The following is a 21286-nucleotide window of genomic DNA, read 5'->3' as shown; positions in this document are numbered from 1 at the left end:
GCAAGGGGCGCGCTAGGGCTGCCCGTCATGACTCGCTGGTTCGCCGCCCCGCTCGCGCTGCTTCTCGCGCTGCCCCTCCCCGCCTGTGCCCGGCCGAAGGCGGCGGCCTCCCCCGACGCCGACCCGGCGCTGTGGGTGGTGAAGGACAGGGACACCACCATCTATCTCTTCGGCACGATCCACGTGCTGCGCCCCGGCCTGTCCTGGTTCGACGAGGCGGTGAAGACGGCGTTCGACCGCTCGCAGACGCTGGTGCTGGAGATGGTCGAGCCCGACGCGCAGACCCAGCAGCGCGTCGTCGCGTCCAAGGCATTCGCTCCCGCCGGCACCCCGCTGACCGAGCAGCTGCCGCCCAATTACCGCCCGGCGTTTCAGAAGGCGATGGCGGACGGCGGGCTGCCGCCGGCCGCCTATGATCGGATGCGCCCGTGGTTCGCCGCGATCACGCTGTCGCTGCTGCCGGTGCAGAAGCTGGGCTACGACCCCGCCAACGGCCCGGAAAAGGTGCTGTCCGACGCCGCGCGCCAGGCCGGCAAGCCGATCGTCGGGCTGGAGACGTTCGAGGGGCAGCTGGGCATCTTCGACGCCATCTCGCAACCGGCGCAGGTCAGGCTGCTGGAGAGCACGCTCGACGAACTGCCCACCGCCGATACCACCTTCCGCAAGCTGGTCGATGCCTGGGCCGCGGGCAATCCCGACGGCGTCGCGAGCGAGATGAACGACTCGCTCAAGGATTCGCCCGAGGTGGCGCAGGCGCTGCTGGTCAACCGCAACCGGAAGTGGGCGGCGTGGATCGCCGAGCGCATGAAGCGCCCCGGCACCGTCTTCATCGCGGTGGGCGCAGGCCATCTGGCCGGCACGCAGAGCGTCCAGCAGCAGCTCGGCGCGTACAGGCTGAAGGCGGTGCGGGTCCGTTATTGAATCGTCATCCCCGCGTAGGCGGGGATCCAGACGCGCTGCCATCGCGCTTCCTTCTCGGACCTCAGCGTATCCGGCTTCCCGCCTTCGCGGGGATGACGACCTGCCTGGCCCACCTTGCCTTTTCCCCCGTCCCCCGCTAAGCGCGCCCGCTTCCCGCCATGGTCATCCCTGGAGGCGTGTCGGGAAGACGAACATCACCCGTATTTCGGAGCATATCAATGAGCGACACCATCACGCTCGCAGCCGAAACGCGTGACCGGGTTGGCAAGGGAGCCTCCCGTGCACTGCGTCGCGACGGCCGCGTCCCCGCCGTGATCTACGGCCAGAACAAGGAGCCGACCTCGATCCACCTCGAGGAGAAGGCGCTGGTGAAGGCGCTGATGACCGGTCACTTCATGAACTCGGTCATCATGGTCGACGGCAAGCGCACGCTGGCCAAGGACGTGGCCTTCCACCCGGTCACCGACCGTCCGCTGCACGTCGACTTCCTGCGCATCGCCGCGCACGAGACCGTCACCGTGCCGGTCCCGGTCGTGATCGTCGACGAGGAAGAATCGCCCGGCGTGAAGAAGGGCGCCGTGCTGACGCTGGTCGCGACCGAACTGGAAGTGACCGTCGACGCCGCCGACATCCCCAGCCAGATCACCGTCTCGGTCAAGGGCAAGGACGTGGGCGACACGATCCACATCGGCGACGTGCGCGTGCCCAAGGGCGCGACGCTGACGATCGAGGATCCGGACTTCACCGTCGCCACGCTGGTCGCCCCCTCGGCGATGCTCGCCGAGGCGCAGGAGCAGGCCGCCGAGGAAGCCGCGCTGGCGGAGGCCGCATCGGCCGAAGCAGCCGCGGAAGCCGAGGCGGCTGCCGACGACGCCGAGGGCGAGGACAAGGGCGAGTAATCGCCGGCCGCCACGGCGGTTTCGTTCGGGGGCAGGGCAGCGGCGACGCTCCCCTGCCCTTTCGTTTTCGGGTCGAGAGCACGAGCGCGCGCATCCGGCACATCCTGCCGTTCGGCCTGAGCGAAGTCGATCGAAGGCTGCCGCACCGGATACACCTTCCGTTCGGCCTGAGCGAAGTCGAAGGCCATGCGCTGACGGCTGTGCTCCGCCTTCGCTCGGCACGGACCGGCGTCGCGCTGGTCTCGATGTCGTAAGTGCAACACTGGAAAGACGCACGATGCAACTCTGGGTCGGCCTGGGCAATCCGGGCGCGCAATATGCGATGCACCGGCATAACGTCGGCTTCATGGCGCTCGACACGATCGCCGCGGTTCACGACTTCGCCGCGCCCGTAAAGAAATTCCAGGGCTGGTTGCAGGAGGGCCGCATCGGCCCCCACAAGGTCCTGCTGCTGAAGCCCGCCACGTTCATGAACGACAGCGGCCGCTCGGTCGGCGAGGCGATGCGCTTCTACAAGCTCGGTCTCGACGCGCTCACCGTCTTCCACGACGAGCTCGACCTCGCCCCCATGAAGGTGAAGGTCAAGCAGGGCGGCGGCACCGCGGGGCACAACGGCCTGCGCTCGATCGACCAGCATCTCGGCGCGGACTTCCGCCGCGTGCGGATCGGGATCGGCCACCCGGGCCACAAGGACCGCGTCACAGGCCATGTGCTCGGCAATTACGCCAAGGCCGAAATGGACCCGCTCTCCGACCTGCTCGGCGCGATCGCCGCGGAGGCCGACCGGCTGGCGGCGGGGGACGACACTCGGTTCATGAACGACATCGCGCTGCGGCTGGGGTGATCCACCGTGCTCCTGCGCATGCAGGAGCACCGGGGTTGCGAGACGCCGGGATCGTTGCTCTGCTGGGCCCTGGGTTCCGGCATTTGCGGGACCTTTGCAAAAGGCTACACCATGCTCCTGCGAAGGCAGGAGCCGAGAGTTGCAGGTCCCATAAGGCGTTGTTCTGCTGGGCCCTGGGCTCCTGCCTGCGCAGGAGCACGGCCGGTACGTGGCACTGTTGCATCCCTTTTGCAAACGTCCCGCATTTGCCGGAACACACCACGCCCATGACGTCCCGAACCGAGTCCCCACCCATGCCGACCCGCCCGCTCTTCCCCACGATGTTCTACGACGCGGCGATCGACGCCCCCGATCTGCTCGCCGACCTCCACGATTCCTGCCTGTCCCTCGCCGCGGAGGACGCCGCCGGGCGCCGCTGGTCGAGGGAAAACGGCTACCGCGGCTACACCAGCTACGCCTCGCTGGACGATCTGCCGCTGCGCGACCCCGCCTTCGCCGACCTGAAGCGCCATCTCGACCGCCACGTCGCCGCCTTCGCGCGCGACGTCGGGATGGATCTGGCGGGCAAAAGGCTCCGGCTCGACAGCCTGTGGGTCAATGTCATGAAGTCCGGCGGCACCCATTCCGGGCATCTCCACCCGCACAGCACCGTCTCGGGCACCTTCTACGTCGCGGTGCCCCCCGGTTCGGGCGCGCTCAAGCTGGAGGATCCGCGCCTGCCGATGATGATGGCCGCGCCGCAGCGCGACGGCACCTTCGTCTACATGGAACCGCACCCCGGCACCGTCTTCCTCTGGGAAAGCTGGCTGCGCCACGAGGTGATGCCCAGCGCCGCCAAGGACGCCCGCATCAGCATCAGCTTCAACTACCGCTGGTAACGTCGCCGCTTCCCGGCGCAGGACGTGGAACAAGGTGACCGCAATCGTCACCACTACCGCTTCCCTCTGGCTTTTTCGCGCCCTTTACCCCATAAAGGACGCTTCATGGAGATCACGAACCTTCCCGCCGCGCTGTCGCGCGCCCTTGAGACGCGTGGCTATGCCGCGCTCACCCCCGTCCAGGCGGAGGTCACCGCGGAGGCGGCGCATGGCCGCGACCTGCTCGTTTCCGCGCAGACCGGGTCCGGCAAGACCGTCGCCTTCGGCCTCGCCATCGCCGAACAGCTGCTGGCACAGGGCGAGACGCTGCCCCCGCCGGGCGCGCCGCTGGCGCTGGTCATCGCCCCCACGCGCGAACTGGCGCTTCAGGTCGCCAAGGAGCTCGCCTGGCTCTACGCCGATGCGCGCATCGCCACCTGCGTCGGCGGCATGGATGCCAGCCGCGAGCGCCGCACGCTCAACCAGGGCGTGCATATCGTCGTCGGCACGCCGGGCCGTCTGCGCGACCATGCCGAGCGCGGGGCGCTGAACCTGTCGCAGATCCGCGCCGCGGTGCTGGACGAGGCGGACGAGATGCTCGACATGGGCTTCCGCGACGATCTGGAGGCGCTGCTCGACCAGACCCCGAACGAGCGCCGCACGCTCCTGCTCTCCGCCACCCTGCCCCGGACGATCGTCGCGCTGGCGAAGAAGTACCAGCGCGACGCGCTGCGCATCTCGACCGTCAGCGAGCAGCGCGGCCACGGCGACATCACCTACCGTGCGATCACCGTCTCGCCGTCCGATATCGAGCACGCCGTCATCAACCTGCTGCGCTTCTACGAGGCGGAAACCGCGATCCTGTTCTGCGCCACGCGCGACAATGTCCGCCACCTCCACGCCGGCCTGGTCGAGCGCGGGTTCGCGGCGGTCGCCTTGTCGGGCGAGCATTCGCAGAACGAGCGCAACCACGCGCTCCAGGCGCTGCGCGACCGCCGCGCGCGCGTCTGCGTCGCGACCGACGTCGCCGCGCGCGGCATCGATCTGCCCACGCTCAGCCTCGTCATCCATGTCGAGATCCCGCGCGATGCGGAGGTGCTCCAGCACCGCTCCGGCCGCACCGGGCGCGCGGGGAAGAAGGGCACCGCGGTGCTGATCGTCCCCTATCCGCGCCGCCGCCGGGTCGAGGGGATGCTGCGCGGGGCGCGCATCGCCGCCGAATGGGGCGAGGTCCCCTCGGTCGAGGCGATCCGCGCCAAGGACCGCGAGCGCCTGCTCGAACGCCTGCTCGCCCCCGTCGAGGTCGACGACGACGACCGCGCGCTGGCAGCCGAGCTGCTGGCGCAGCGCACGCCCGAGGAGATCGCCGCCGCGCTCGTCGCCGCGCAGCGCGCCTCGCTGCCCGCGCCCGAGGAGATGATCGAGCGCGCGCCCGCCGAGCAGAAGGGGCATCGCCCCGGCTTCGACGACGTCGTCTGGTTCCGCATGAACATCGGCCGTCGCCAGAACGCCGATGCGCGCTGGATCCTGCCGCTGCTGTGCCGCCGCGGTCACGTGACCAAGGCCGAGATCGGCGCGATCCGCATCGGACAGGGCGAGACGCAGTTCCAGGTCCCGCGCGCGCTCGCCCAGCGCTTCGCCGCGGCGGTGCGCGCCACCGCCAATGCGGACGGCGAGGACGAGAGCGGCGTGCGCATCGAGCCGCTCGACGGCGCCCCCGCGCCCACCCGCGCGCCCGTGCAGCAGCGCCGGCCCTATACCGCGCAGCGCACCCCGCGCCCGCGTCGATGACGGCCGCGCCCGGCACGCGCCGCATCCTGGTCGATGCCGACGCCTGCCCGGTCAAGGACGAGATCTACAAGGTCGCCTGGCGCCTGTCGGTGCCGGTGACGATCGTCAGCAACGCCTGGCTGCGCGTGCCGCAGCATCCGCTGGTGACGCGCGTGGTGGTGGATGCCGGGTTCGACGCCGCGGACGACTGGATCGCCGAGGCCGCGGGGCCGGGCGCATTGGTCGTCACCGCCGACATCCTGCTGGCGGACCGCTGCCTGAAGGCGGGCGCGGACGTGCTCGCCCCGACCGGCAAGCCCTTCACCACCGCCTCGATCGGCGGCGCGATCGCGACCCGCGCGATCATGGCCGACCTGCGCGCGGGCGGCGACCAGCTCGGCGGCCCCGCCCCGTTCTCCGCGAAGGACCGCTCTACCTTCCTGCAGGCCCTCGACACGCTGCTGACCCGGCGGCGCTAGTCTGCCGCGTCCCGGTCCCTCACCTGCCATCACCTCCGTTCGCCCTGAGGAGGGGCCGAGCTTGTCGAGGACCCGTCTCGAAGGGAACGCGTGACGCTTGTGCTTCGAGACGGCCTCTCGACTTCGCTCGATGCCTCCTCAGCACGAACGGAAGGGGGGGAGGACGCCCCACCCCCAGTGCCGCAAGGGTCCTTACAGCCCCACCACGCCCCCGTCGTTCTTCGTCACCACCACCGTCGCCGAGCGCGGGCGGCCGGTGCCGGTTCCGGTCGCCTGCGTCTGCGGCCAGTTCGAGGTGATGTTGGCGAAATTGCCGTCCTCGCCCGGGTGCTGGATGTTGATGAAGATCGTCCGGCCGTCCGCGGTGGAGGTGATGCCGGTGACCTCGCATTCCTTCGGTCCGACCAGGAAGCGCTTCAGCTTCGCGCCCGGCGCCGCGCCGATCCGCGCGGTCGTGGTGGCCGTGCCGCCGAACGAGCTGGTCACGGTCTTCGTGGTGCCGTCGCCGACGCGCCCCGGCATGCCGATCAGCATCATGCAGTTCGTGACGTCGGTATAGGCGCCGTCGTCGGTCTGCACGAACAGCAGCGGCGCGGCCTGACCGCCCGCATTGGTGGGCAGCCCGAACCACAGCCCGTCCGGCGACGAGAAGTCGTTGGTGTCGTCCAGCCCGGACAGGTTGACGTTGGCCGCGTCCGCGGTCGCCCGCGCGCCGAAGGCATAGACGTCCCAGCCGAAGGTCAGCGACTCGGTGGAGTCGTTGGCCTCGCGCAGGCGGACGACATGGCCGTTGGCGTTGCCGGTGTTGGTGCCGCCGTCGGTGCGGGTGTCGACATAGGCGCGCGGATTGGCCGGATCGATCGCGCGCGTGCTGCTGCCCGAGGCCACGCCGCGGCGGTTCGAATTGTTGGTCAGCGTGCAATACATCTCGCCGTTGACCGGGTTCACCGCGGTCCATTCCGGGCGATCCATCGGCGTCGCGCCCAGCGCGTCCGCGGCGAGGCGCGCGTTGACCAGCACGTCGGCCTGGCTGGCGAAGGGATAGCGCGTGTTGTTCGCGTCCAGCCCGTTCTGTCCGAACACCAGCGGCAGCCACTGGCCGGTGCCGTCGGCGCTGAACTTCGCCACGTACAGCGTGCCGGTGTCGAGATATTTGTCGCCCGTGGCCAGACGATCGGCCGGCGTCGCATCCGCCGCGGACCAGGCGGTCGCGGAGACGAACTTGTAGATATATTCGTTGCGCCCGTCGTCGCCCATGTAGAACGCCGGCCTCACGCCCGCGATCATCCGGCCCGCCATCACGCCCTCATGCGCCATGCGGCCCAGCGCGGTGCGCTTGCGCGGCGTCGCGGACGGATTGTACGGATCGATCTCGACCACCCAGCCGAAGGTGAAGGGCTCGTTGCGGAAATCGGCGCTGCCGTCGGCCGGGTTGGCGGCGATGGCGGAGGCGTTCCAGCGCGAGAAGATCGTGCTGCCCGCGGTCGCCGCGGCGACCGTCTCCCAGCCGTAGCGGCTGCTGGTGCCCACGCCGTAGCGCGACAGCGACGTCACCTGCTTGGCATTGCCGGCCGCGGTGCGCACGCCCGCATCGGTCGACGACCGCGCGAAATAGCCCGCCCAGTTTTCCTCGCACGTCGCGTAATTGCCCCAGGGCATCGCGCCGTTCGCGCAATTGTTGATCGTGCCGCGCCCGGTCGTGCCGTCGTTCGAATAGGCGGTGCGCAGCGTCGCATCGCCGCGGACGGGTCCGTTGAAGACCACCGGGGTGCTCGGCGTCACGCGGCGGTTCAGCGCGCTGTTCGCGACATAGCTCCACGCCCCCGTGTTCCCGGCGCGCGACACCTCGACCACCGACACGCCGTGTGCGTCGATCTCCTTCGTCGCCTCGCCCTCGGGACGGCGCGACACGCCGCTCGCGTCCGGGGTCTGCGTCGGCGCGCCGACGTGCAGATATTGCGGATTGATATATTCGTGGTTGATCGCCAGCACGCCGCGCGTGTTGCTGCCCGCGTCGGGCGTGTTGCCGCTGGCGGCCAGACCGAAGAAGCTCATGCCGTCGTGGTTGTCGCCCGCGCGCTGCGCGAAATTGGTATCGGTGCCGTCGTTGGCATAGGCCGGGACGCCCGCCGCCAGCGGGTCGCCCGCGCGGTACAGGATGCTCGCGGTATAGCCGCTCGGCACCGTCACGATGTCGTTCCTGTTCTTCGCCACCGCGGTGAACGCCAGCGTCGCCGGGCTGACCGTCACCGTCGAGCGCGCGCTCCTGGACCCCAGCGGGCCGGATGCGGTGAACTGCAGCACGATGTCGGTCGCGGTCGCGACGTTGGGTGCGACGAAGCTGACCGAGGTGCCGCTGATCGTCAGCGCGACGGTCGGCCCGCTCACCTGCGTCCAGGTGGTGGAGGTCGCGTTGCTGCTCGCGGTGGAGGTCAGCGTCACCACGCGCCCGCCCTGCGCCTGTACCGTCGTGCCGTCCGCGACGCTGACCGTCTCCTGAAACGCATCGTCCTCGGCGCATCCGGTCAACAGCGCGCCCCCGAACGCCGCCGTCGTCATGGCGCTCATCCCGCCCATCAGCTGGCGGCGCGAGTAGCGCTGCTCGACGAGCTCGCCCAGCGTGACGGTGGTCGACGGATTGGCGTCGACGTCGCCGTCATGGTCCCTGGCGGCCTGATAATCGAAATCGGTCACGTGCTCTTCCCCCGCAAACGGTGTCGGGCACGCCATTGGCGGCGACAAAAGGCAGCGCGATGAAGGTATGACGACGATCGCGCGACACTAACATGTCAGCTTCGCGACAGCCCGCCACCGCCCCGCCCCACCGTCTTGACCCGCGGCGGAAATCCGCTATGAGCGCGCGGTCGCCGGGCCTTTGCGTCCGGCACACCGTCCGAGACAGTGGGTGGCGCCAGCGGTGCCTTAATTTCCCGCCGAGACGGGGACAGGATGATGTATTCGGCCATGCACCTGCTGCAACGGCCCGTGCACCCCCATTCCCCATCGCTGGACAGTATCGCGGCGTGCGAGCGTCGCGGTTCGTACCCGGAAGGGTCGCGCATGTCGCGCGGCACTTCCCTTTGTGTGGAGAATGGCATGGATCGTAGTCAGAAGACCGCGGCCGTCGCCGAGCTCAACCGTACCTTCTCCGAGGTCGGCGTGGTGGTCGTCACCCGCAACCTGGGGATGACGGTGGCGCAGTCGACCGACTTGCGCAACCGGATGCGGGACGCCGGCGCCGTCTACAAGGTCTCCAAGAACAAGCTTGCCAGGATCGCGCTCGACGGCACCGACTACGGCTCGATCAGCGACATGCTGACCGGCCCGGTCGGCCTCGCGACCTCGACCGACCCGGTCGCGGCCGCGAAGGTGGCCGCCGAATTCGCCAAGACGACCGACAAGTTCGAGATCGTCGGCGGCGCGATGGGCTCGACCCCGCTCGACGTGGCGGGCGTGCAGGCCCTGGCCACGCTGCCGTCGCTGGACGAGCTGCGTGCGAAGATCGTCGGCCTGATCGTGGCGCCCGCCACGAAGCTGGCGACCATCACGCAGGCCCCGGCCGCGCAGATCGCGCGCGTGCTGGCAGCGTATGCGGAGAAGGAGGCGGCCTGATTTCGGGCGGCATCCACTGGTTTTTGAATGGGGGCCCTGTCCCCGTCTAGATAGGAAGTAAGATCATGGCAGACCTGAACGCGCTGGTTGACCAGCTGAGCGAACTGACCGTCCTCGAGGCCGCCGAGCTCTCGAAGCTGCTCGAAGAGAAGTGGGGCGTCTCGGCCGCTGCGGCGGTGGCGGCGGCTCCGGCAGCCGGCGGCGGCGCTGGTGCGCCGGCGGCGGAAGAGAAGACCGAGTTCGACGTGATCCTGACCGGCGACGGTGGCAAGAAGATCAACGTCATCAAGGAAGTCCGCGCGATCACCGGCCTGGGCCTGACCGAGGCGAAGGCCCTGGTCGAGGGCGCGCCGAAGCCCGTCAAGGAAGGCGTGAGCAAGGACGAGGCCGAGAAGGTCAAGAAGCAGCTGGAAGAAGCCGGCGCGACCGTCGAGCTGAAGTAAGCCGCAGCGGGAGAGACGGCGGGCCAGCCCGCCGCACTCCCGCAAGGCCGGCCGGCGGGTGGCCCCGCCACCCGTCCGACGTCATGGGAGCGGAAGGTCGATCATGCCCCCGGCATGATCTGAACGATGCGGGGCATCGTTCACCTTCCGCTCTCCCATGACGGCCAGCGACAGAAAGAGGGGCGGTTCCCACACCGGGAGCCGCCCCTTTTCGCGTCCGCAATCCACCCCACCCGTCATTCCCGCGCGATCCTAGATCCGCAGACCCCGACGCAGCGATGCACATCATCCCCCCGGCGATAAGACCAGCGGCCACCACCTCGCCATTCCTGCTCGTGTTCCAGCGATAGCGAGACCGTTGCACAAACGGGTGCAGCAGCACCGAGCCCATGCCGTGCTCCTGCGCAGGCAGGAGCCCAGGACCAAGTGGAACAACGCCTTATGGGACGTGCAACGCTGGGCTCCTGCCTGCGCAGGAGCACGGTGTAGCCTTTTGCAAAAGGCTCGCGACTGTCGGAACCCGGAGCCAAGCAGGACAACGACCGCCACGCGCAACAACCCTCAGCCCCTGCCTGCGCAGAAGCCGATCTACCGTATCGACCGACTCCTGCCACAGCGACGCGGCGCATGACCCAGCCCCGGACAACCAGCGCCACATCACCCCTGTCCTACACGCCCCGAACCTGCCATCCTCCGCGACGCTCTATCTCACCGTCGCGCCTCACAGCCCCCGCCCGGCCCCGGCCACCCCGTGCGGGCCCCCTTCCGAGCCCCCACGTGGCGTCAACTTTGTCAACTTCCGCGAGTCTCAGCGTCGCACCGTCGCGCCATGCGGGCGCGCCGCGACCGAGTCGAACATCCGCCCCGGCCCGTCGAGCCAGAACGGCAGCAGCTTCGCCGCCCCCTCGCGCTCGACGCCGATCGCGAACGCCCCCGCGGTCTGGCCGCGCACCGCGCCGCTGGCATAGCGCACGCTGACCGCCGCGACCGGCACGAACATCGGACGTCCGCCCGCGCTCAGCACGTTGATCGCCTCGCGCGACAGCGTCGCCAGCACATCGACCACGCGCTCCTCGCCCGGTGCCAGCGCGAACGGCGCGGCGGCCGGCCTGCCGCCCGGCTCGGCGAAGACCGCCGCCAGTTCGTCGTCCTGCCCGTCTCGCGCGCTCAGCAGCCGTATCTCGATGCGCACGTCGTCCGCCACGGCGTCGCCCTCGTTGCGGACCGTCAGCTGCGCGTCGAGCGTCGCGGTCAGCAGGTTGACGCCCGCCCGGCGCGGGCGCAGCTCGAACGCCAGCCACGCGCGCGGTTCCACGGCCACGGCCGGCGGCGGCGATACCGGCGGCGCTATCGGCACCACCTCTTCCTCGACCGGCACGTCGTCGGCGCGTTTGCGGCGGCGCGCCAGCGATACGCCGGCCACGACTGCCAGCACCAGCACCAGGGCCCCCGGGAACAGCCAGGTGTTCGCACGCGGCTCCTCCGCGGCCGGCGGGATCGGCGCTGGGGTCGGCACCGCGACCGGCACCGTCGCCACCGGCGTCGGCGTCGGTGAAGGCACCTCCACCGGGGTCGGGCTCGGCGATGGCGTGGGGGTCACGGCCACCGTCGGCCGGGCACGCGGCGTTTCGGCCGGCCGCGGCGTCTCCGCGGCGCGTGGCGTCGGCGTCGCCGTCGGACGCGGCCCGGGCACCGCGCGCGGCGTCGCGGCCGGCACCGCGACCGTCGGCGCCGGTGTCGGCAGCACCGGCGCGACGCTGATCGGCGGCGGCACCGCGCCCGCCTCGGGCGGCAGGGTCGTGGCGGTGGCCACCGGCGCGGCCTGCTGCGCGACGACCGGAGTCGCCGCCAGGATCAGGCCGCCGAGCGGCCAGGCAAGGAAACGCGAACGCATGCCCCCCGCGCTACCCGGTCCAATCTGAACGTCAACCGTCCCCGTACCGCGTCACGGCAGACGGAGGGTCAGCCGCGTCCCGATCATGTCGAGCCCCGGATTCTGCGCGCCGAACAGCTGCGCATGGCTCAGATGCGTCCAGTTCACCTCGGCGGTGACGCGCGGCAGCAGCGTGAACCCCACCCCCAGCTCCGGCTCGAACAGCACCCGGCTGCCGTAATCGGTACGAAAGCCGTTGGCGCCGACCCGGTACGACGGCGCATCGTGCACCGCGATGCCGACGCCCGGCCGCACGAAGAACCCCGGCAGCCCGACCGTCAGCGCCACGCCGGCCGCCGCGAAGCTGGTGTTGCCACGCAGGTTCTTCGACACGAAGGCATAGGGCCGCAGCGAGGCCACCCCGGCGTTCGCGACCGGCTTGCCGCGTATGCCCAGCTGGATGTCGGTCCCGCGCTCCCCGGTATCGAACGTCAGCGGGGTATTTACCCCGTGCGCCATCACGCCGACGAACACCTCCTGCGCCTGTACAGCGGCGGGAACGGCGGCCAGGACCGCGGCGGACAGCAGGAAACGCAGCATCCGCCCGCCCTACCCCCGCCGCCACGTCGCCGTAAAGCGGGGGAGATGGTTGACGCTGTGCCGGGCTGGGCCTATATCCGCGGAACTTTCCACAGCCTCGGGACATGACGCGCCGTCGCGCAGCGCGCCGTACGTATGGGGGTTGGGGAGGACAGGACGCTGAAGGCTGCCGTCTCCCGCATCGTTCGGGATCAGACGTGCGGCCTTTTTCCGTTCCTGTCTCCATGCGCCCGTGAATACTGGCTGACGAGGCACAAGCTTTTATGGCGACCAATCCGATCGACGCGGGCTCCGCGCGCTCCGACAAGATGGCGGGCACGCGCAAGCGTCGCATCCGCAAGGTGTTCGGCAACATCCACGAAGTGGTGCAGATGCCGAACCTGATCGAGGTCCAGCGCGAGAGCTACGAGCAGTTCCTGCGCTCCGACCCGTCGATCGGCTATGTCTCCGGCCTGGAAAAGACGCTGCGCAGCGTCTTCCCGATCCGCGATTTCGCCGGCACCGCGGAGCTCGACTTCGTCAACTACGAGCTGGAGCCTCCGAAGTTCGACGTCGAGGAATGCCGCCAGCGCGGCATCACCTATGCCGCACCGATGCGCGTCACGCTGCGCCTGATCGTGTTCGAGGTGGATCCGGAGACGGAGACCCGCTCGGTCCTCGATATCAAGGAGCAGGACGTCTACATGGGCGACATGCCGCTCATGACCGAGAACGGCACCTTCTTCATCAACGGTACCGAGCGCGTCATCGTCAGCCAGATGCACCGCTCGCCGGGCGTCCTGTTCGACCACGACCGCGGCAAGACCCATGCCTCGGGCAAGTATCTCTTCGCGGCGCGCGTCATTCCGTATCGCGGCTCCTGGCTCGACTTCGAATTCGACGCCAAGGACATCGTCAACGTCCGCATCGACCGCAAGCGCAAGCTGCCGGTGACTGCGCTGCTGTATGCGCTCGGGCTGAACAGCGAGGAAATCCTGAACCAGTTCTACAACCGCGTGACGTTCGTCCGTGGTGAGGGCGGCTGGCAGATTCCGTTCGCGGCCGAGAACTGGCGCGGCGTGAAGCCGACGTTCGACCTGATCGACGCATCGTCGGGCGAGGTGGTGTTCGCCGCCGGTCAGAAGATCACCCCGCGCGCCGCCAACAAGGCGGGCAAGGACGGGCTGCAGACGCTGCTGATCCCGACCGAGGAGATCTACGGCCGCTACAGCGCCTACGACCTCATCAACGCGGGCACCGGCGAAATCTATGTCGAGGCCGGCGACGAGATCGGCCCCGATAATCTCGAGAAGCTCGACAAGGCGGGCATCGACCGCATCGAGCTGCTCGACATCGACCATGTCACGACGGGGCCGTGGATCCGCAACACGCTGAAGGCGGACAAGGCCGAGGAGCGCGAGCAGGCGCTCAGCGACATCTACCGCGTCATGCGCCCCGGCGAGCCGCCGACGCTGGAGACGGCGGAGTCGCTGTTCGCCGGCCTGTTCTTCGATCCGGACCGCTACGACCTGTCCGCGGTCGGCCGCGTGAAGCTCAACATGCGCCTCGACCTCGACGCCGAGGACACGGTGACGACGCTGCGTACCGAGGATATCCTCGCGGTCGTCAAGACGCTCGTCGACCTGAAGGACGGCAAGGGCGAGATCGACGACATCGACAACCTCGGCAACCGCCGCGTGCGCTCGGTCGGCGAGCTGCTGGAGAACCAGTATCGCGTGGGGCTGCTGCGCATGGAGCGTGCGGTCAAGGAGCGCATGTCCTCGGTCGACGTGTCGACGGTGATGCCGAACGACCTCATCAACGCGAAGCCCGCGGTCGCCGCGGTGCGCGAGTTCTTCGGCTCGTCGCAGCTGTCGCAGTTCATGGACCAGACCAACCCGCTGTCCGAAGTGACGCACAAGCGTCGCGTCTCGGCGCTCGGGCCGGGCGGTCTGACGCGCGAGCGTGCGGGCTTCGAGGTCCGCGACGTCCACCCGACGCACTATGGCCGCATCTGCCCGATCGAGACGCCGGAAGGCCCGAACATCGGTCTCATCAACTCGCTGGCCAGCTTCAGCCGGGTCAACAAGTACGGCTTCATCGAGACGCCGTACCGCAAGATCATCGACGGCAAGGTGACCAACGACGTCGTCTATCTGTCCGCGATGGAGGAGGCCAAGCACACGATCGCGCAGGCCTCGGCCGAGCTGAACGAGGACGGCAGCTTCGCCGAGGAGCTGGTGTCGGCGCGTCAGGCGGGCGAGTTCCTGATGGCGCTGCCCGAGACGATCACGCTGATGGACGTGTCGCCGAAGCAGCTGGTGTCGGTCGCGGCGTCGCTCATCCCGTTCCTGGAGAACGACGACGCGAACCGCGCGCTGATGGGCTCGAACATGCAGCGCCAGGCGGTGCCGCTCGTCCGGGCCGAGGCGCCGTTCGTCGGCACCGGGATGGAAGAGACGGTGGCGCGCGATTCGGGCGCCGCGATCTCGGCGCGTCGTGCCGGCATCGTCGACCAGGTCGACGCCAGCCGCATCGTCGTGCGCGCCACGGGTGAGGTGGACGCGGGCAAGTCCGGCGTCGACATCTACACGCTGATGAAGTTCCAGCGTTCGAACCAGTCGACCTGCATCAACCAGCGTCCGCTGGTGAAGGTGGGCGACGTCGTGAACGTGGGCGACGTGATCGCCGACGGTCCCTCGACCGAATTCGGCGAGCTGGCGCTGGGCCGCAACGCGCTCGTCGCGTTCATGCCCTGGAACGGGTACAATTACGAGGACTCGATCCTCATCTCCGAGCGGATCGTGAAGGACGACGTGTTCACGTCGATCCACATCGACGAGTTCGAGGTGATGGCCCGCGACACGAAGCTGGGGCCGGAGGACATCACCCGCGACATCCCCAACGTCGGCGAGGAAGCGCTGCGCAACCTCGACGAGGCGGGCATCGTCTATATCGGCGCCGAGGTGGAGCCGGGCGACATCCTGGTCGGCAAGATCACGCCGAAGGGCGAAAGCCCGATGACGCCCGAGGAGAAGCTGCTGCGCGCCATCTTCGGCGAGAAGGCGTCCGACGTGCGCGACACGTCGCTGCGCCTGCCGCCGGGCGTCGCCGGGACGATCGTCGACGTGCGCGTCTTCAACCGCCACGGCATCGACAAGGACGAGCGCGCGATGGCGATCGAGCGCGAGGAGATCGAGCGCCTGAAGAAGGATTCGGACGACGAGCGCACGATCCTCAACCGCGCGACGTGGAGCCGCCTGCGCGAGATGCTGCTGGGTCAGGTCGCGACCGCGGCGCCCAAGGGCGTCAAGAAGGGCAGCGCCATCGACATGGAGGTGCTCGACAGCGTCGATCGTCACGAATGGTGGAAGTTCGCGGTCCAGGACGATGCCGTTCAGGCGAACCTAGAAGCCGTGAAGGGCCAGTATGACGAGGCCGCGAAGCGCATCAAGGACAAGTTCGAGGACCGCCGCGAGAAGCTGGAGCGCGGCGACGAGCTGCCGCCGGGCGTGCTCAAGATGGTCAAGGTCTTCGTCGCGGTGAAGCGCAAGCTGCAGCCGGGCGACAAGATGGCCGGCCGTCACGGCAACAAGGGCGTCATCAGCCGCATCCTGCCGCAGGAGGACATGCCCTTCCTCGCGGACGGGACGCCGGTCGACCTCGTGCTCAATCCTTTGGGCGTGCCGAGCCGCATGAACGTCGGGCAGATCTTCGAGACGCATCTGGGCTGGGCCGCACGCGGCCTGGGTCAGCAGATCAAGCACGCGCTCGAGGATTGGCGCGAGGCGAACCCGGACGCCACGGGGGGCGAGATGCCCGACGCGGTCAAGGAGCGCCTGCGCGCGGTCTACGGCGAGCACTACCTCGACGACATCGACTCGCGTAACGCCGACGAGATCGTGGAGCTGGCGCAGAACCTGATGCCCGGCGTCCCGATGGGCACCCCGGTGTTCGACGGCGCGGTCGAGAAGGACGTGGCGGACATGCTGGAGCTGGCGGGCCTCGACCCGTCGGGCCAGTCGGACCTGTACGACGGGCGCACCGGCGACAAGTTCGACCGCAAGGTGACCGTGGGCATCATCTACATGCTCAAGCTGCACCACCTGGTGGACGACAAGATTCACGCGCGTTCGATCGGGCCCTACTCGCTCGTCACCCAGCAGCCGCTGGGCGGCAAGGCGCAGTTCGGCGGCCAGCGCTTCGGCGAGATGGAGGTCTGGGCGCTCCAGGCTTATGGCGCGGCGTACACGCTCCAGGAGATGCTGACGGTGAAGTCCGACGACGTCGTCGGCCGCACCAAGGTCTACGAGGCGATCGTCAAGGGCGACGACACGTTCGAGGCCGGCATCCCGGAGAGCTTCAATGTGCTCGTCAAGGAAATGCGCTCGCTGGGGCTCAACGTCGACCTGAAGTCGATGGAAGAGCTCGATGGCGACGGCATGGCCGAGGCCGCGGAGTAAATCAGTCTACCCTCCCCTCCCTTCAAGGGAGGGGATCGAGGGGTGGGTGGCCGCACGCGGATCGCTTGCGTGAGCCACCCACCCACCCCCGGCCCCTCCCTTCCAGGGAGGGGAGATGAGGCAGGGACATAGAAATGAACGAACTGACCAATTTCGCCAATCCGCTCGCGAAGCCGGAGACCTTCGACCAGATCCAGATCGGGATCGCGTCGCCGGACAAGATCCGCAGCTGGTCCTTCGGCGAGATCAAGAAGCCCGAGACGATCAACTATCGCACGTTCAAGCCCGAGCGTGACGGCCTGTTCTGCGCGCGCATCTTCGGTCCGATCAAGGACTACGAGTGCCTGTGCGGCAAGTACAAGCGCATGAAGTACAAGGGCATCGTCTGCGAGAAGTGCGGCGTCGAGGTCACCGTCTCGAAGGTCCGCCGCGAGCGGATGGGCCATATCGAGCTCGCCGCCCCGGTCGCGCACATCTGGTTCCTGAAGTCGCTGCCGAGCCGCATCGGCCTGCTGCTCGACATGCAGCTCAAGCAGCTGGAGCGCGTGCTGTACTTCGAGGCGTATATCGTCATCGAGCCGGGCCTGACCCCGCTGGAGAAGTATCAGCTGCTCACCGAGGACGAGCTGCTCGAGGCGCAGGACGAATATGGTGAGGACGCCTTCTCCGCCGGCATCGGCGCCGAGGCCGTGCGCATCATGCTCGAGAACCTCGACCTGGAGGGCGAGAAGGTCACGCTGCTCGAGGAGCTGGCGACGACCAAGTCGGAGCTGAAGCCCAAGAAGATCATCAAGCGCCTCAAGGTCGTCGAGTCCTTCCTGGAATCGGGCAACCGTCCGGAGTGGATGATCCTCGAGGTCGTGCCGGTCATCCCGCCCGAGCTGCGCCCGCTGGTGCCGCTGGACGGTGGCCGCTTCGCGACGTCGGATCTGAACGATCTGTACCGCCGCGTCATCAACCGCAACAACCGCCTGAAGCGGCTGATGGAACTGCGTGCGCCGGACATCATCGTCCGCAACGAGAAGCGCATGTTGCAGGAGGCGGTCGACGCGCTGTTCGACAACGGCCGTCGCGGCCGCACGATCACGGGTGCCAACAAGCGTCCGCTGAAGTCGCTGTCCGACATGCTGAAGGGCAAGCAGGGCCGCTTCCGCCAGAACCTGCTCGGCAAGCGCGTCGACTATTCGGGCCGTTCGGTTATCGTGACGGGTCCGGAGCTGAAGCTGCACCAGTGCGGCCTGCCCAAGAAGATGGCGCTCGAGCTGTTCAAGCCGTTCATCTACGCGCGCCTCGACGCCAAGGGTCTGTCGATGACCCTGAAGCAGGCGAAGAAGTGGGTCGAAAAGGAGCGCAAGGAAGTCTGGGACATCCTGGACGAGGTGATCCGCGAGCACCCGGTCATGCTCAACCGCGCGCCGACGCTCCACCGCCTGGGCATCCAGGCGTTCGAGCCGGTGCTGATCGAGGGCAAGGCGATCCAGCTCCACCCGCTGGTCTGCTCCGCGTTCAACGCCGACTTCGACGGCGACCAGATGGCCGTCCACGTGCCCCTGTCGCTGGAGGCGCAGCTGGAAGCGCGCGTCCTGATGATGTCGACCAACAACATCCTGAGCCCCGCGAACGGCAAGCCGATCATCGTGCCGTCGCAGGACATGGTGCTGGGCCTGTATTATCTCTCGCTCCAGAAGGAGAACGAGCCGGGCGAGGGCATGCTGCTGGCGGACATGGAGGAGGTGCACCAGGCGCTCTTCGCCGGGGCCGTCACGCTGCACACCAAGATCGTCAGCCGCGTTCCGCAGACCGACGAGGACGGCAACCAGTATCTCAAGCGCTATGAGACGACCCCGGGCCGCATGCTGCTGGGCGAGTGCCTGCCCAAGAGCCACAAGGTGCCGTTCGACACCGTCAACCGCGTCCTGACCAAGAAGGACGTCGGCGAGGTCATCGACGAGGTGTATCGCCACACCGGGCAGAAGGAGACCGTGCTGTTCGCCGACGCGATCATGGCGCTCGGCTTCCGTCACGCGTTCCGCGCCGGCATCTCGTTCGGCAAGGACGACATGCTGATCGCGCCGGACAAGGACAAGCTGGTCGACGAGACGCGCGAGCAGGTGAAGGACTTCGAGCAGCAGTATCAGGACGGCCTGATTACGCAGCAGGAGAAGTACAACAAGGTGATCGACGCCTGGAGCCGTTGCGGCGACCAGGTCGCGAACTCCATGATGAACGAGATCAAGGCGGTCCGTTATTACGAAGACGGCCCGATGAAGGGCCGCGAGAAGGACATCAACTCGATCTACATGATGGCCCACTCGGGCGCGCGCGGCAGCCCCGCCCAGATCAAGCAGCTGGCGGGTATGCGCGGGCTGATGGCGAAGCCGTCGGGCGAGATCATCGAGACGCCGATCATCTCGAACTTCAAGGAGGGTCTGACCGTCCTCGAATACTTCAACTCCACCCACGGCGCGCGCAAGGGCCTGGCGGATACGGCGTTGAAGACGGCGAACTCGGGTTATCTGACCCGGCGTCTGGTCGACGTGTCGCAGGACTGCACCATCGTGGAGCTGGACTGCGGGACCGAGCGCGCGCTGGAGATGAAGGCGATCGTCCAGGGCGGCTCGACCATCGCGTCGCTCGGCGAGCGCATCCTGGGCCGCACCACCGCGGAGGACGTGGTCGATGCGAAGACCGGCGAGGTCGTCATCCCGACGGGCACGCTGCTCGACGAGCCGATGGTCGCGCAGATCGAGGCGCTGGGTATCCCGGCGATGAAGATCCGCTCGCCGCTGGTGTGCGAGAGCAAGGTAGGCGTGTGCGGCAAGTGCTACGGGCGCGACCTCGCCCGCGGTACGCCGGTGAACATCGGCGAGGCCGTGGGCGTCATCGCGGCGCAGTCGATCGGCGAGCCGGGCACGCAGCTGACGATGCGGACCTTCCACATCGGCGGCGCGGCGCAGCTGAACGAACAGTCGAACCTGGAGGCGCCGGTCGACGGCACCGTCGAGTTCCGCGACCTGCGCCTGATCGAGGACCAGCGCGGTCGCCGCGTGGTGCTCAGCCGCTCGGGCGAGATCGCGATCGTCGACATGGACGGGCGCGAGCTCGCGGTCCACAAGATCCCGTACGGCGCGTACGTCATGTTCGATGATGGCCACATCATCAGCAAGGGCGACCGCATGGCGGAGTGGGATCCGTTCACCATGCCCGTCATTACCGAGACGGGCGGCATCGTGAAGTTCCAGGACCTGATCGAGGGCAAGACGCTCACCGAGCAGGTCGACGAGGCGACCGGCATCGCGCAGCGCGTGGTGACCGAATACCGCGTCACCACCAAGTCGAAGGAGGATCTGCGTCCGCGCATGACCCTGCTTGACGAGGGGTCGGGCGAGACCGCGCGTTACCTGCTGGCGCCGGGCGCGGTGCTGTCGGTGGAGGACAATGCCACCGTCCAGGCCGGCGACGTGCTGGCGCGTGTCGCGCGCGAAAGCGCCAAGACCCGCGACATCACGGGCGGTCTGCCGCGCGTGGCGGAGCTGTTCGAGGCCCGCATCCCGAAGGAGGCGGCGATCATCGCGAAGGTCTCGGGCCGCGTGGTGTTCGGCAAGGATTACAAGGCGAAGCGCAAGATCGGCATCCAGCCCGAGGATGGCGGCGAGGTCGTCGAGTATCTGGTGCCCAAGTCGAAGGTCATCGACGTTCAGGAGGGCGACTACGTCAAGCGTGGCGACAATCTGATCGGCGGGTCGCCCAACCCGCACGACATCCTGGAGACGATGGGGATCGAGCCGCTGGCCGAATATCTCGTCAGCGAAATCCAGGAAGTCTATCGTCTCCAGGGCGTGAAGATCAACGACAAGCACATCGAGACGATCGTCCGTCAGATGCTGCAGAAGGTCGAGATCACCGAAGGCGGCGACACCACGTTGCTCAAGGGCGAGCAGGTCGATCGCGAGGAGATGGACGCGACCAACGACAAGCTGGAGAAGAACCAGGCGCGCGCACAGGGCAAGCCGGTCCTGCTCGGCATCACCAAGGCGTCGCTGCAGACCCGCAGCTTCATCTCGGCGGCGTCGTTCCAGGAGACCACCCGCGTCCTCACCGAGGCGGCGGTCCAGGGCAAGCAGGACACGCTGATGGGCCTGAAGGAGAACGTCATCGTCGGGCGCCTGATCCCGGCGGGTACGGGTGCGGGCATGAACCGGCTGCGCGTCGCCGCCTCGTCGCGTGACGCCGCGCTTCGCGTCCAGCAGCGCAAGTTGCAGGAAGCGATGATCCTGAGCGGCAGCGCACCCGCGGTGCGTGCCGCCGAGGAAGCGCGCTCGCCCCGCGACGACGCCGGCACCGGCAGCGATCCGCTCGCGGCGGTGGTGCCGTCGGGCACCGGCACCGACGCCGATGCGGGTGAGTATCTGAACGACGCGGGCGAGTAATCGCCCGCCCGTTCAGGGCTTTAGCGAAAATAGCCGCCGCCCGGGATGCCGGGCGGCGGCTTTTTATTTCGTTACCGTCACGGCAATGATTGCAACAATCTGTTTCCCCTGATAAC

Annotated in this window: 13 protein-coding genes; 10 read left to right on the top strand and 3 right to left on the bottom strand. The window is 68.4% G+C overall.

Going from position 1 to position 21286, the window contains the following annotated elements:
• Window positions 1-27 precede the first annotated feature (27 nt).
• The 6 genes from PGN23_RS08690 (at window position 28) to PGN23_RS08665 (ending at window position 5770) form a co-directional block, all read left to right on the top strand.
• Window positions 28-921 (top strand): TraB/GumN family protein, encoded by an 894-nt coding sequence (locus tag PGN23_RS08690; RefSeq protein ID WP_335302493.1) that lies wholly within the window; start codon window positions 28-30, stop codon window positions 919-921.
• A gap of 218 nt (window positions 922-1139) precedes the next feature.
• Complete coding sequence (locus PGN23_RS08685; RefSeq protein ID WP_335302492.1) at window positions 1140-1820, top strand: 50S ribosomal protein L25/general stress protein Ctc; 681 nt, start codon at window positions 1140-1142, stop codon at window positions 1818-1820.
• A gap of 277 nt (window positions 1821-2097) precedes the next feature.
• A complete protein-coding gene (pth, locus tag PGN23_RS08680) occupies window positions 2098-2664 on the top strand; it encodes an aminoacyl-tRNA hydrolase (protein ID WP_335302491.1) in 567 nt (188 codons plus the stop codon).
• 293 nt (window positions 2665-2957) lie between these two features.
• Window positions 2958-3542 carry a TIGR02466 family protein gene (locus tag PGN23_RS08675; protein WP_335302490.1) on the top strand — a complete coding sequence of 195 codons (585 nt, stop codon included), beginning with the start codon at window positions 2958-2960 and terminating at the stop codon, window positions 3540-3542.
• Between the two features lie 105 nt (window positions 3543-3647).
• Window positions 3648-5312, top strand: a complete 1665-nt coding sequence (locus tag PGN23_RS08670; protein WP_335302489.1) for a DEAD/DEAH box helicase — start codon at window positions 3648-3650, stop codon at window positions 5310-5312.
• On the top strand, window positions 5309-5770 hold the full coding sequence (locus PGN23_RS08665; protein ID WP_335302488.1) for a YaiI/YqxD family protein: 462 nt from the start codon (window positions 5309-5311) through the stop codon (window positions 5768-5770). The genes PGN23_RS08670 and PGN23_RS08665 overlap by 4 nt, the downstream gene beginning before the upstream one ends.
• Window positions 5771-5962: 192 nt before the next feature.
• Here the strand turns inward: PGN23_RS08665 and PGN23_RS08660 are convergent, their stop codons facing one another.
• Complete coding sequence (locus PGN23_RS08660; protein ID WP_335302487.1) at window positions 5963-8464, bottom strand: PhoX family protein; 2502 nt, start codon at window positions 8462-8464, stop codon at window positions 5963-5965.
• A 402-nt stretch (window positions 8465-8866) separates the two neighbouring features.
• Between PGN23_RS08660 and rplJ the strand changes: the two genes are divergently transcribed.
• Together rplJ and rplL are read left to right on the top strand one after the other, a co-directional pair.
• Entirely contained in the window at window positions 8867-9382 is a 516-nt protein-coding gene (gene rplJ / locus PGN23_RS08655; RefSeq protein WP_335304555.1) for a 50S ribosomal protein L10, read from the top strand.
• Between the two features lie 65 nt (window positions 9383-9447).
• Window positions 9448-9825, top strand: a complete 378-nt coding sequence (rplL, locus tag PGN23_RS08650) for a 50S ribosomal protein L7/L12 (protein ID WP_058756378.1) — start codon at window positions 9448-9450, stop codon at window positions 9823-9825.
• Window positions 9826-10633: 808 nt separating this feature from the next.
• On the opposite strand, the gene PGN23_RS08645 is transcribed toward rplL, so the two are convergent.
• Both PGN23_RS08645 and PGN23_RS08640 read right to left on the bottom strand, forming a co-directional pair.
• Window positions 10634-11719, bottom strand: a complete 1086-nt coding sequence (locus PGN23_RS08645) for a hypothetical protein (protein WP_335302486.1) — start codon at window positions 11717-11719, stop codon at window positions 10634-10636.
• A 51-nt stretch (window positions 11720-11770) separates the two neighbouring features.
• The gene (locus PGN23_RS08640; protein ID WP_335302485.1) at window positions 11771-12298 is read right to left on the bottom strand and encodes an acyloxyacyl hydrolase; all 528 of its coding nucleotides are present in this window, start codon (window positions 12296-12298) and stop codon (window positions 11771-11773) included.
• A gap of 263 nt (window positions 12299-12561) precedes the next feature.
• Here PGN23_RS08640 and rpoB point away from each other — a divergent pair, with 263 nt between their 5' ends.
• Both rpoB and rpoC read left to right on the top strand, forming a co-directional pair.
• A complete protein-coding gene (gene rpoB, locus PGN23_RS08635; protein ID WP_335302484.1) occupies window positions 12562-16740 on the top strand; it encodes a DNA-directed RNA polymerase subunit beta in 4179 nt (1392 codons plus the stop codon).
• A gap of 134 nt (window positions 16741-16874) precedes the next feature.
• Window positions 16875-21170 (top strand): DNA-directed RNA polymerase subunit beta', encoded by a 4296-nt coding sequence (gene rpoC / locus PGN23_RS08630; RefSeq protein ID WP_335302483.1) that lies wholly within the window; start codon window positions 16875-16877, stop codon window positions 21168-21170.
• Window positions 21171-21286: the final 116 nt, after the last annotated feature.

The sequence above is a fragment of the Sphingomonas adhaesiva genome, from assembly GCF_036946125.1.
GTDB lineage: Bacteria > Pseudomonadota > Alphaproteobacteria > Sphingomonadales > Sphingomonadaceae > Sphingomonas > Sphingomonas adhaesiva_A.
This window is presented reverse-complemented; position numbering and strand designations above follow the sequence as displayed.